This is a genomic window from Mesorhizobium sp. M4B.F.Ca.ET.089.01.1.1, from assembly GCF_004022605.1.
Lineage (GTDB): Bacteria > Pseudomonadota > Alphaproteobacteria > Rhizobiales > Rhizobiaceae > Mesorhizobium > Mesorhizobium abyssinicae.
In genome coordinates, this window is record NZ_RZOS01000002.1 from 42,393 (window position 1) to 55,240 (window position 12,848).

Genomic DNA, 12,848 nt, shown 5'->3' on the forward strand with positions numbered 1-12,848 from the left:
CGCAAAGCATCGGCGTAGGCAGCAGACGTCGAAGACCCCGTTTCGTTGAAGCGTCAGCCATCGCCACTGTCGGCGACAGAAGATGTGCCCAAATTGCCACCAGACCGTCGAACTGGCACAGCGACGGCCAGCGCGACCTGGAATTGATCCCGTAACAGTCATCGGCTCCTGCGTCGCGATCCAGACGTCCCTTGAAGGCGCAGTAGCGCGGCAGTGGATCGCACGCTGCTTGTCGGCAAGTTGTCGTAGCGGCGGCGCCATAGGCACGGTCATCGGAGGGTCTCCTGCGGCAAGCTTTCGCCATTGGAGGCCAATCTCCCCGCTAGGGCAGCCTGTGCAGTTGCACAGGTGAAGCGGATCAATCAGGGGGAGCCATGGCGGAAACTGGATGATGGCGGCTTGAGGAGAGCGGCGTATCGAGGCGGGTGATGAAGCCTGCCAGTACCTCTCAAGGAGAGTGATACGCCATGAACGAGACTATCAACACATTGTTCGCCTTCGTCAGCCCGACGAAATCGATGATACCCTGACGGATGTACTTCGCAGCGGCGCGCGCAAATTGCTTGCGCATGCGATCGAGATGGAGGCCGAGGCGTATGCCAAGGCGGTCGACTGCCTGACGAAAGATCATATTGCGTCGCTGGCGCTCTACGATTTCCCCGCCCAACACTGGGATCATCTGCGAACGTCCAATCCCATCGAAAGCGTCTTTGCAACCGTTCGCTATCGCACGGTGCGTACCAAGGGCTCGCTATCCTCGAAAACCGCCCAGCTGATGGTCTTCAAGCTGTTGGCCGCGGCCAGGAAGTGGCGACGATTGAAAGGACAAAATCAGTTGCCGAAACTCATCGCAGGTGCCAGGTTCCTGGACGGAATCCAGGTCATCGAAACGAAGCCGCAGAGCGCCGCTTGATCAGCCTCGTCACCCAAATTCCAGCATAGCTCCATCGGAACTGCCAGCCTTCCTTGCCGATCAGGCGCATATCAGCGCTGACGATACCGAGGACGGCGATGGCGGTCACCTCCAGGCCGCCGAGTAACGACCCTCAAAACACCGCACTGGTCGAGGCCAGCCTGAACCGGTATCTTGTGCCTGCCCTCGGGAGTCGCTCTATCCACCATGTGATCGACACCGACATTGCTAACGTCACCAAGAAGATCGTCGCCGGGGGTCACCCGCAAGCGGCTAACACGGCCTTCTGGTGTATGCGGGCATTTTTCAACTGGTGTCGCAAACCGCCGCAACGGCTCATCCGCGGTTTCCCCGCGAGGGATTGGAAAATCCGGATCCGGCCCCGATCGTCAAGCGCAAGCGAGTGGTGAACGATGCCGAACTGGCGGCTATATGAACGGGCTGTGAGCCCGAACCGGGCGATATCGGCTATTCGTTCGGCTCCATCGTCAAGCTGCTCATTCTGACCGGACAGAGGCGTACGGAAGTTGCCGCGATGCGTTGGTCCTCAACCTTGAAGCCGGAACATGGAACTATCGGGTGACCGCACGAAGAACGAAGAGCCTACGCTTATTCCGCTGCCCACACTGGCGGTGTCGGTCCCCCAGACGGTACCGAAGACCAATGACACGTTTTTTTCCCTGCGAGGGGCAACGAAAGAAGCCACTTCTCAGGCTACGCGAAGGGCAAGAAGGCTCTAGACGGCAAGGTCAATACTGACGGGGTGGCTTTGGAGAACTGGACCCTTCACGATCTGCGCAGGACGCTCGCGACAAATCTCGGCAGGCGGCAGGTATTGCCACACGTCATCGAGCACATACTGAATCACAAGGCGGCGTCCTTGACAGACATTGGCGAAATCTACAATCTCTATAGCAAAGTCAAGGAGAAGCGCGAGGTGTTGCAGATGTGGTCAAATCACATCGAATGGCTGATCAAGCAGGCTGCGGATGACGCTCTGGCGGCGTAGCTGCTGGCATGGGCGGAAGATGCGGCGCAACAATCGTCAGAGCCTCATCGAATTGGAGATCATGCTTGACCAGCAAATGCGCGGCCAATGCTTCGATGGCCGACCAGTGATCGAGTACTAGCCGGGCCGTGCAATCTTCGATCCGCCCCCAATCGGGGCGGCGCGGCATCAGGAACCGCAACTCACCATAGATTCGCTTGGCATCCGCGTAGTCGCAGCTCCCCTCATTCCCATCGGACGCATTCATCGCCATATCGCGCGGGTCCAGATAGCCTTCGAATGCGGAGTCTGCAAAAGGACCTGCCAGACACGCAACTATCTCCCGGATCGCATCATCGCGTTCCAAACATCGATCCATATCGTCCTCGAAAATCGGCTTTCGCTTCGAGGTGAATCCTTGCGCTGAATAAAAACCCGCGCCTTCGACAACACCACCGCACTCTCCGTCACCGGCGTCGGGGTAAATACTAACACTTGAGAAAGCAGGGAGTTCACGGTCGTCGTCGAACGTCTGACGGTGCAAAACGATGGCGGCCACCGCGTGCCCGGCTTCGTGATGCGCCACAAGCGGCAGATATTGGGAGGCTACATTCATGCGGTGCGGCTCTCAGGTCTAGTTTGCTTTTGCGCATAGGACCGCAATTGTCGTGCCAACTGGGAAAATCGTTTCGGGCAATGCGATCGCTCCGATAGCGTTGCGTCTCCTGTCTGACATTGTTGGGAAGTCGACACGCGCCCGTCGCAATGCGGTCGACCTTCCGCGCGAGTTGGGTGACCCGTGAAGGCGGCCGACCAGGACGATGTTGCGCTGATCGGCGACGAAGGCGCGGCCGGGCGAGATCGCGCATCAGGGGGTGACCGGCGTGTCGGCGAAGTCGAAGTCGTCGATGTCCTTGGCCAGCGGCAACTTGGCGACAGCGAACTGGTATTTGATGGAGCGGGCCTGCTTCTCCGATATCTCGGCCTGCAAGAGATCACCGACAATCCTGGGCGGCTCGTGCCGTCGCTTGATGGCGACGCGCCCATGATCTCGTCATAGGCTCTGCGCATTCCGTAGAGCTTCAGCGCTCCCATCAGTTCCAGTACCTCGGTGCGTTCCATGGCTGTTTGTCCTCCTGAGACTGTCATAGCGGGTGCAGTCGGCGACACTCGTGAGCTAGCTTCAGCGCTTGGGGAATGGAAAGGATCGTGCCCGGCGCCGGATCGCGGCTGCGGGCCAGGATGTTGAGGATCACCGGCGCCGACGATGCACCGTGCTCGATGGCTTCCTGACAGGCGGCCTCGACCGCGCTCAATCCGTCGGTCAGCACCCAGGTGAGGATCAACACCATCTGCCGGTCGACGTCATCAACCGCCTTGAGCTGCGCCGCACCTTCTCCATTGCCGACCGCACGACCCAGCTAAGGAACGGCGCGCGCCGTGTGCCAGGGATCGTAGACGACCTCGTTGCGGCCAAAGGAGCGAACGTGTTCTCCCACGACCACGCCATCCTCTGGCGGATGCGATCCGATCGACATAAGCATGGATCTCGACGGGCCGACCGACGGCACTCGACAGCACCGAGTATTTGTTGTTGTCGAAGCGCACCGTGCAGGTCTTCGACACCGACGGGGGAATGCAGTGGAAGCCGTCGAAGCGACCGGCAGCCGCTCCCGCTGCGGCTTGGCCGCATTCGCCGACAGCAGCCGGTCCCGCGTCTCACGCCGAGCTCCCATGCGGGGATAGGGCTGGTGCTTGCGCTCGTAGCGGAACTCCGTCTGCTCAGAACGCAGGACCTTGCGCACCACCTTGCGCGAGATCTTCAGCTCACGGCAGATCGCCTTGATCGACTTCCCCTGGACCAGCGACAGCCGACGTATCTTTGCAATCGTCTCTAAAACCAACATCCAAAACACAAATGCCTCCGATCAAGCCGGAGGCATCTTGATGACCCCATCGTTAAAGGGTCCCGTTTGGACGAAAATCACCCTTTAAACAGGGTCCCCATTCCACGAAAAATCAATGCACTACCTTCCAAAGCTGCGAGAGATCGCCACCGACCGCTTTGAAGGGGCTTTCGGCGGTCTCGTCAGCGAGGTTGTGGCATGAAGAAACATCAATCCACAGCATTGGGCCGAAGCATGCCACGGGCTCATGCCGCGGGAGAGCGGGAAGATATTCTTGAAAGAAGCGGTCTCCGACATCAATACCGACAGGATGGGCAGCTTTCTCACATCACTTGAGGTCGAGCGTGGCAGTTGCGACCCGCAATGCAAGGCTGGCGGCGATGGATGCCTTTGCGCGGTTCCTGATTTCGGAGCACCCCGAATATTAGGATACGCTGCAACTGGTGGTGACACTTCCCTTCAAGAGGGCGCGTGGGTGGCACCTGTCGAATATCTCGATGAGCCCGGAAATCAAGAGCGTCCTGGCGCGTATCGTCCGCCGCACGCCTTCTGGACAGCGGGATTACGCTCTGTTTTCGCTGATGTTCAATACGGATGCACGAGTTCAGGGATCCTGAATCTTCGATTGTGACCTTCGTCTGGTATCGCCCTGTCCCGCTGAGCAAAGCAACGACCGCCCCACACTGCTCACCCGGTTCGGTGTTCCATACTTGCTGCGCACACATGGCTGCGGGCGAAGGAACCACCATGGCGGAAAAAAGCATCCATCATCGCCCTTTGCGGGACACGACGGCCATCCACCTCGTCAAGGCGGGTGTTGACATCGCCACCATCAGTCGATGGCCAGGCCACTCGGGCTGAACTAACGATGCGCTACGCCCAGGCCGGTATCGATATGAAGCGGCAAGCGCTCGAACAAGGCTTCCCCGACGTGATGTCATCGGCAAAAGATCAGACGATCATCGCTTTGATGGCTGGATGTTTGGCTGGCTGCACCGCTTGTAGACGCTCAGTTATGTGGAGTTGTATCGCGGGAAGTCGCGCGTCTTGGGCTTTTGCGGTGTCAGCTCCACATCTCTCCGCAGTGCACGTTGTCACTGTTGAAGAGCCGTTTGTTCAATCTTCGTCCTGGCACGGCAAGGGTTGTCGATATTGTGGGCGTCTTGCGCTTGCCGAGCTTGTCCGAAATCCAGCGCCGGATCAGGCGTGAACACTGTTGCGTAGTTCGTCAGCCAGAGCGCGGAGAACGTCGGCGCTTCCTTCCAGCGCCGTAAAAGCGTAGGGATTGAGGAACTGTCGGCCCCAGAACAGATTGCGATCTGTGCCGGATAGCGTAGCTTCCTCGCTGACACGCGGCCAATTCTCCGCAATGCATCGGAGCTGGCCTTCAACAATCGCAAGAGCTTCCGGCGCGCTGAGCAGGAAGTGATGCGCCGCTTCAAGGCAGGACGCTATCCGGCTCATGCGGTTATTGCCGCTGATGAGCATGGCCTGGCTGGCCTCCTGGCCACTGCGGGCCTGCGGACAAATATCGTACGCAGGCGTGAGGGTGAGCTTAGCGCCGTCCCAGAATGCCGCATGGTTGCGGGCATGATCGTCGGTGTTGCCGCAAAGTATGTTGAAGACAATGCGGCTGAACAACTCGCGCAGAGTTTCCGACGGCGCGGTGAATCGGTGGCGAATGATCTCCGCCAAATCCTGGTAGCTGGCGTAACGCGCCATCATCTCATCGAGCGCGAGCATCGTCAGCGCTGAGACCATGGATTTGCGTTGCCAGCCGCCCGTGACCTTGATCCGGTCGAATCGCTCGACGAGCAACACGTCGTTGCCTGCGGCGCGAACGAGCGAGACGGATGCCGCTCTGATGCCGCACAAGGCGGCAAGCCGCATGGCTATGAATTCTCCTTTGACGACGCTGTAAAGGTCGGCAGACGAGGAAAATTTCGCGACATGCTTGACGGCGTCACCCTCGATCAGCGCCTTTGGCCTTGCGCCGCCGATCGAGCTGCCGTGATGCAGCGCCTGATCTAATTCGGGGGTGAGCGGAATACCTTTCTCTACCCGCTCCGCCGATTGGACAAGCTCTTCGAGAGTGGCATTGGCCAGTGCGCGCGGCTCGTAATGCATTGGCGAAAACTGAAAATCGAGCGCGCCGATGCGGTCCGAGCCTGATTCCAGCAAGAACGTCAGTTCTGAAATATCGAGCCGCGCGATTTCATCGCCCTTCACACCGAATTTGCGGTTTAGGATAACCCGTCGTCCCCAGGCATCAGGGGCAGCATCGCGGATGCATCCCGGCATGGTTAGGCCAGGAAGCAAAGGCAATTCGCCTGCCTTCAGGGGCAGTTCCGGGAGATAAAGCGGGATCGCGCTTCCCAGTTCACGAAAGCTCCTGCCATAGTTGAAGCTGACGAGTCCGTCATGGGCATATAGCCGCCCGGCGACAACCGGCGCGGTCTCGCCCGGCAGCCAGACCCAGACATAGGCTTCGTCGTACTTGGGGACCTTAGAACTCATCGACGATCTGCTTGCCGGCCTTGTAGACGTGCTTCGGCAGCAGCGCGATGCGATCGTCCATGCGGCCTGTGAGGGCTGTGATGCCATTGCCGTCGGCATCGAACAGCTTCACACCGACAATGGCAGCAGCTTCGAACATCAGTCCGATTTCGACTTTGGGATCGCCCTTCTCGATGCGCTGCAGGGTGCTGCGTGAAACACCGATTCTCTCGGCTAACTCCTGTGCGGTTAACCGGTGCTGCATCCGGCCAAGCCGGATGGTCTTACCGAAAAGGCCAAGCGCTTCCATCGCGTAGCGCGAATAGGTGCGTTTATACGTTGCCTTCATTCGGGTCTCTGTGACCTATGCATGATCCATATCGCCTTCTTTCGAACTTTATATAGGTAATGTCACAGAGCGACTGCCAAAGTCAAGACTCCGTATCGCAAGCGTTACCCATCCGAACGAGGAAGGCGGATATTGCCGACGGCTCCTGCACAACCGGCCAGCTCTGCGCGTCTCGGGCGAGGCGGAGATCTGGCGCTGGATCGCGGACAGCCTTGAGACGCCTCGCATGAGTCATTCATGGGCGGTCCCTGGTGCGGGGCCGCGGCGCTCGACTGCTGGCCGACATTCTCGGCGGCGGGACCCGCATCCGGCTACACCAGCACTTTTCGACCGCATACGCGCCCAGCTTCTCTCCGAAATCATTGCCAATGAGCGCGAACCTCATGCGATCGCCGAGCTGGCCTGGCGGCGCGGAATCTACGCACGCATCCGTATTCGAGACCGCCCAAGGGAGGCTGACTAGCGTAACGCCCTCCGATCTAAGCGCCTTCCACAAAGCCGCTTTCGCACGCGACGGGCTGCATGTGGCGGTCGTAGGCGACATAGATGCCAAGCCCTGAGAGTAAGGCTCTACCAGCTGTTCGGCGATTTGCCTCAGAAACTGGCGCTTGCCGGCGCGAACCAGTGGTATCGCGAGGGCGAGCACGCCGAGCGCTTTTCCTCCGCCCTCCACTGACCACAGACCCGCACGCAACGAAGCCGCGCTCGATCTTATCGTGGCGTGGCTAGGTGCAATGTTTGCTCTCGCCATCAGGCCGGCTTTCCCGATGGCGTGGTCAACCTGATCTATGCGTCCGAAGGTGATCGCGTGGGCCGTGAACTCTGCACCAATTCCAAAGATCAGCTTTACCGGTTCGAACGAGGTCGGACGGCTGCTGATGCGTCAGTGCTCTGACCAGATCAAGAAGGTCAGCCTTGAAACCGGCGGCAATGCACCTTTCATCATCTTCGATGATGCCGACATTGACGGTGCTGTTGACGGTGCGGTCCAGGCGAAGTTCCGCAATGCCGGCCAGACCTGCGTTTCCGCGAACCGCATTTACGTCCAATCGAGCGTTCACGATGAGTCCGCCGAGAAATTGTGGAGAAGGTCCGGCACTTATCAGTGGTCCGACGTCTACTCCCGGAGCGAAGCCGTCGCCAACCCAAGATCGAGTCCCACATCGCAGATGATAATTCGATGCGGGGCCGAACGATAAATATGCATGCTTTGGCCACCCCGAGGCAGGGCTCATTGAGATGATCCGACCGCCTTGGAACAAAGATGGGGTAGAGCAGATGAAGCGTTGGCAGCGTGTCTCCATTCGACGCGAGCGCTTAGGATGGGATCACGATCATTCGCATCGCGCGCAGCCGCAAGGGCGATGCCATGGCTACTTTGGAATCGTTGAAGTGGTTTGAGCCGGACAGTCACAAATACACCCGTTACGCCGCGGCTCAGGAAACGGGGCGGCGTCCGGCGGTGGAGGTGCTCGCTGACTTAAAAAGGGTGCGGGCAGTCGTTGCGCTTGAGAGCGACGACATTTGGGATCCGGCACGGGGTGACCTGCTGCCAATCGGCAGTTAACAGGGTCCGACAAAAGTGTGCACAACATGCTGCTGAAGTGGCCTCCGGAAGCGCTACCGGAAGTTACGCGTCTTGAACTTGATAGGGTCGATATGGTCATACTGCATCGACGATGTCGCGCCCCTTCGGCATGCCGCGCGGATCGATGCCCGATCCGCCGTGATGAGCCTCGTCCCTCGGCCGTGCGGCAACGGAAACGGCGTCTTGCGGTTTCCCACGCTGGCCAGCCCGGCCGACAGATCGGTCAGCTCGTGGGCGACGAGGTGCACCACCTCCTCTTCCGTCGGATGCGTCCGCGGACGCCGAGCATGGCCGAAGCAAGAAGCACGCGCCGGAATTTCTCGAGAGATCTTGACCCAGACGACGACGTTTGCCGCACCCGTCTCATCCTCCAGAGGAACATGAAGCCTTTGGCCGAGCCCGGCCGCTGCCGGACCAGCACCAGGCCGGCGGCCTCGAGCCAGCTTCTGCCTCGCGCCTGCATAGCATCCTGACAGGTCACGGTGCGGCGCCGGTTAGGCGGCACGCCGATTTTGGCAACGCTAGCCTGTGAACTGAAGAATGAAGGTCGGACTTGCGGCACATCGATTAGGTTCAAATGATAAGTTGCTGCCCGGCGAGGTCGTTTCAGCGCATCTCGACTGGTGGGTCGGCAAGACAATGCGGAACGGAAATGATCGCAGGCGTAAAGGACGGCTTTCGGGGCCGGAAGCTTCAGGCCTGGAACCGGACCCCAGTTTGGCGCAAGCATCGTGGCCTCCGCCCGGTCAGGCATTCACCGGCTCGCGAAATGCCAATTGATTCTGCTTAACCGGGCATACCTAAACGGCCACTTGCGTTCCGATCTCGACCACACGTCCGGTCGGGATCTGGAAATACTCCGTCGCGTCGGCGGCCGTGCGCGCCAAGCCGATGAACAGCTTGTCCTGCCACACCGGCATGCCGGAGTTGGGTGACGCCTTGAGCGAGCGACGCGACAGGAAGAAGGACGTCGTCATGATGTCGAACTTCCAACCCTGCTTGCGGCAGATCGCCAGCGCACGCGGGATGTTAGGCTGTTCCATGTAGCCGAAGGTCAGTGTCACCCGCATGAACAGCTCATTGATCGTTTCCATCTTGATCCGCTCGCTGTCGGGCACCACGGGCTGCTGCGCCGTCACCACAGAGAGGATGACGTTCTGTTCGTGCAGCGCCTTGTAGTGCTTCAGGCTGTGCATCAACGCGGTCGGCGCACTGGCGGGATCGCTGGTCAGGAACACGGCCGTACCGGACACCAGCTGCGGTTTCTTCTTCAACAGATTGCCCGCAAGGAAATCGAGCGGAATCTGGTTCCTGCGCGTCTTGTCAAATAGATACCTGCTGCCTCTTATCCAAGTCCACATGGTCATCACGATCACTGCGGCAATGGCAAGCGAGGCCCAGCCGCCTTCGAATACCTTGACGATGTTAGCTGCAAAGAAGCCGGTATCGATGAAGACGAACACCGCCATTAAGGCTATCGCGACGCCGAGCGGCCATTTCCAGATGCGCGTCATCACAACAAAAAGCAGTATGTTCGTCACCAGCATATTGCCGGTCACCGAAATACCGTAGGCCGAGGCCAGCCGGCTGGATTCGCCGAAGCCGACCACCAGCAGCATCACCACCAGCGCCAGCATCAGGTTGATGCGCGGCAGATAGATCTGGCCCGACTGTTTTTCCGACGTGTGCTGGATGACGAAACGCGGCAGCATGTTGAGCTGTACCGCTTGCCTGGTCAGCGAAAAGGCGCCGGAGATCACCGCCTGGCAGGCGATCACGGTCGCCGCCGTGGCAAGCACGACCATCGGAATAAGCGTCCAGCCCTGGTTCATCTCGAAGAACGGATGACCGACAACGCCGCCATTTGCCAGCACGAAGGCGCCTTGCCCGACATAATTGAGCAACAGACAAGGGAACACGATCGCCAGCCAGGCGAGCACGATCGGCTTGCGGCCGAAATGGCCGAGGTCGGCGTAGAGCGCCTCGGCTCCGGTGACGGCGAGGAAGACTGCACCAACCGTAACGAAGGCGACGTCAGGCGAGTTGACCAGGAACGACACGATGTAATGCGGGCTGATTGCCAGCAGGATTTCCGGGTCGTCCATGATGTGGTTGAGCCCGGAAAGGCCGATGGCCAGGAACCACAGCGCGGTAACGGGTCCGAACACCAATCCTACGCCGCCGGTGCCAAACCGCTGTACCGCAAACACGATCGCCAGGATGGCCAGTGTCAGCGGCACCACATAGGGCTGGAACGTCGGCGTGACGACATTCATACCTTCGACCGCCGACAGTACCGAGATTGCCGGCGTAATGACGGCGTCGCCAAAAAAAAGCGCCGCGCCGACGATGCCGATGCCGATGCCGATGCCGAGGATCACCGCAGAGCAGGTCGGGAAACTGTTGCGCGCCAGCGCCATAAGCGACAGCACTCCGCCCTCGCCTCGATTGTCGGCGCGGAGCACGAACATGATGTATTTGATCGTCACGGTGATCGTCAGGGACCAGATGATCAGCGAGAGTACGCCGAGGATGTCGCCACGGCTGGCGACGTTGCCACCCGCTGATGCATGCAACGCCTCGCGAAATGCATAGATCGGGCTGGTGCCTATATCGCCATAAACGACACCTAGTGCGCCCGACATCAGCGCCTTGGTGCTGTGCTGCTCGACCTCAGAATGGCTCGATTGTTCGACAGGTTCTGCCTCGTTACCAGCATTGGTAAGGGCCATGGACGACACTCCGATAAGCGCGCGGTGCTCTACGCTTGCTGCACTGCAATATCAAGTTCCGTCACGTAATGTCTGCCGTCTCGCCTGTCGTTGCTCGCCTTGGTAGACTCGCCAGCCCGCAGCCCTACCGAGCAGCAATAGCGCCCCGGCAGAACCCTCAATCGCCCAGATCAATGAATGGTTATCGCCCACAGTGCCCCCCCGCGATGCGGCCGATGGCGACCAGGGTGTCGTGGGCGCACAAGGATGGCGCTTTCCTGATGACGCCGTGCTCCAGGTGTGATCGCACCGTTGCTGCGCAAGCCATTTACTTGCTCGTCCCAGCGAGGACCGTGGCCAACTGGAACGCAGGGCCACGCCGCTCACCGGCCGCACTTTGCGGCGCAGATAACGATTCGATCTCCGCGGCGAGATTCTGGTTGAAGAAGCCACCAAGCTTGTCGAAGGACACACGGTCGTAATATCGACATGCCAGTATCCGCAACCCAGAAAAGCTCCTTGGGCTCCGCTGCGCGCGCCACGAACAACCCGATCTTCTCTGCGAAGAGGACGCCGTAATCCTTCAGGTTGAAGCCAAACCGGGGGGCGGCCGTGACGTATGGGCGAAGGGCTAGGAGGCGGGTTCGGTGAGGAACGGCATTGATGTCCACGCCGTCTCCTGGAAAGACAGAGGAATGCGGTGTCACCGACTGGCGCCGGAGGTTGATCCGGTGATTAGGAGGAGCACTCGTTGTCGGATTCTCGACGATGTCGGACATCTGACACAACGCTGCCAGAGCGATCACGTTGTTCCGAAACGATTTTCCCAGTTGGCACGACAATTGCGGTCCTATGCGCAAAAGCACTGCGATGCCGCACCGACTGGAAGAACTCATCAATGATCACGCTTTTCGAACATGTGGGCGCCGCTACCAACACTAAGCGTTCCCGATCAAACGGAAGCCTCTATCCCTTCTTTCTGAAGGCTGTCCGGACATGAACGCATTTGATGTCCGTCCAACGCTGGATGCTCCCGACGACGATCTCTATCTTTGGCTTGAAGATGTGGAAGGCGAGCGGGCACTTGCCTGGGCCGCCGGCCAGTCGGCAAAGACCCTGAAGCACTTCAGTGGAACGCAGTTCGAGCGCGACCGCGCGACTCTGAAGGCAGGCCTGTTCCCTAAGCGGCGTCGCATCTCCCCCGGCCGAGTCGCATGGCTTGAATCCGATATCAGGGCTTGGATGGAAACTAGATCTGAGAGCCGCACCGCATGAATGTAGCCTCCCAATATCTTCTCCCGTCTGTGGCGCATCACGAAGCCGGGCACGCGGTGGCCGCCATCGTTTTGCACCGTCAGATGTTCGACGACGACCGTGAACTCCCTGCTTTCTCAAGTGTTAGTATTTACCCCGACGCCGGTGACGGAGAGTGCGGTGGTTTTGTCGAAGGCACGGTTTTCTATTCAGCGCAAGGATTCACCTCGGAGCTAAAGCCGATTTTCGAGAACGATATGGATCGACATTTCCAACGCGATGAAGCGATCCAAGAGATAGTTGCGTGTCTGGCAGGTCCTTTTGCAGAATCCGCATTCGAAGGCTATCTGGACCCGCGCGATATGGCGATGAATGCGTCCGATGGGAATGAGGGGAGCAGCGACTACGCGGATGCCAAGCGAATCTATGGTGAGTTGCGGTTCCTGATGCCGCGCCGCCCCCGTTGGAGGCGGATCGAAGATCGCACGGCCCGGCTAGTACTCGATCACTGGTCAGCCATCGAAGCATTGGCCGCGCATTTGCTGGTCAAGCATGATCTCCAATTCGATGAGGCTCTGACGATTGTTGCGCCGCATCTTCCGCCCATGCCAGCAGCTACGCCGCCAGAGCGTCATCCGCAGC

At 59.4% G+C, this 12,848-nt stretch carries 9 protein-coding genes and 4 pseudogenes; 6 read left to right on the forward strand and 7 right to left on the reverse strand.

All coding sequences use genetic code 11. The features are described from left to right. The first annotated feature begins 457 nt into the window (after positions 1–457). A complete protein-coding gene (locus EN780_RS00475; RefSeq protein ID WP_256748481.1) occupies positions 458–913 on the forward strand; it encodes a transposase in 456 nt (151 codons plus the stop codon). A gap of 763 nt (positions 914–1,676) precedes the next feature. Beyond that, entirely contained in the window at positions 1,677–1,922 is a 246-nt protein-coding gene (locus EN780_RS00480) for a tyrosine-type recombinase/integrase (RefSeq protein WP_126080680.1), read from the forward strand. Here EN780_RS00480 and EN780_RS00485 read toward each other — a convergent pair. The 3 genes and pseudogenes from EN780_RS00485 to EN780_RS40315 all read right to left on the reverse strand — a co-directional run. Further along, positions 1,888–2,517, reverse strand: a complete 630-nt coding sequence (locus EN780_RS00485; protein WP_126080679.1) for a hypothetical protein — start codon at positions 2,515–2,517, stop codon at positions 1,888–1,890. The genes EN780_RS00480 and EN780_RS00485 overlap by 35 nt on opposite strands. A gap of 192 nt (positions 2,518–2,709) precedes the next feature. Next, positions 2,710–3,023: pseudogene (locus EN780_RS40310) on the reverse strand (ATP-binding protein); the annotation flags it as partial. 10 nt (positions 3,024–3,033) lie between these two features. Continuing rightward, positions 3,034–3,566, reverse strand: a pseudogene (locus tag EN780_RS40315) (IS21 family transposase); the annotation flags it as partial. 516 nt (positions 3,567–4,082) lie between these two features. Between EN780_RS40315 and EN780_RS00500 the strand changes: the two are divergent. Continuing rightward, on the forward strand, positions 4,083–4,439 hold the full coding sequence (locus EN780_RS00500; RefSeq protein WP_126080678.1) for a hypothetical protein: 357 nt from the start codon (positions 4,083–4,085) through the stop codon (positions 4,437–4,439). Positions 4,440–5,008: 569 nt separating this feature from the next. Here EN780_RS00500 and EN780_RS00505 read toward each other — a convergent pair. Together EN780_RS00505 and EN780_RS00510 are read right to left on the reverse strand one after the other, a co-directional pair. Beyond that, positions 5,009–6,325 carry a HipA domain-containing protein gene (locus tag EN780_RS00505; RefSeq protein WP_063169281.1) on the reverse strand — a complete coding sequence of 439 codons (1,317 nt, stop codon included), beginning with the start codon at positions 6,323–6,325 and terminating at the stop codon, positions 5,009–5,011. Further along, positions 6,315–6,653 (reverse strand): helix-turn-helix transcriptional regulator, encoded by a 339-nt coding sequence (locus tag EN780_RS00510; protein WP_063169282.1) that lies wholly within the window; start codon positions 6,651–6,653, stop codon positions 6,315–6,317. The genes EN780_RS00505 and EN780_RS00510 overlap by 11 nt, the downstream gene beginning before the upstream one ends. Positions 6,654–7,264: 611 nt before the next feature. Between EN780_RS00510 and EN780_RS38595 the strand changes: the two are divergent. Next, a pseudogene (locus EN780_RS38595) lies at positions 7,265–7,761 on the forward strand (aldehyde dehydrogenase family protein); the annotation flags it as partial. A 512-nt stretch (positions 7,762–8,273) separates the two neighbouring features. Here the strand turns inward: EN780_RS38595 and EN780_RS00525 are convergent. Next, positions 8,274–8,734 (reverse strand): annotated as a pseudogene (locus EN780_RS00525) (OB-fold nucleic acid binding domain-containing protein); the annotation flags it as partial. Positions 8,735–9,041: 307 nt separating this feature from the next. Continuing rightward, on the reverse strand, positions 9,042–10,973 hold the full coding sequence (locus EN780_RS00530; RefSeq protein WP_126080677.1) for a potassium transporter Kup: 1,932 nt from the start codon (positions 10,971–10,973) through the stop codon (positions 9,042–9,044). A gap of 975 nt (positions 10,974–11,948) precedes the next feature. Between EN780_RS00530 and EN780_RS41280 the strand changes: the two genes are divergently transcribed. Together EN780_RS41280 and EN780_RS00540 are read left to right on the forward strand one after the other, a co-directional pair. Beyond that, positions 11,949–12,227 carry an AlpA family phage regulatory protein gene (locus tag EN780_RS41280; protein ID WP_063169289.1) on the forward strand — a complete coding sequence of 93 codons (279 nt, stop codon included), beginning with the start codon at positions 11,949–11,951 and terminating at the stop codon, positions 12,225–12,227. Further along, a partial coding sequence (locus EN780_RS00540) for a hypothetical protein (protein WP_133372567.1) occupies positions 12,224–12,848 on the forward strand: 625 nt, incomplete at its 3' end. The genes EN780_RS41280 and EN780_RS00540, both read left to right, overlap by 4 nt.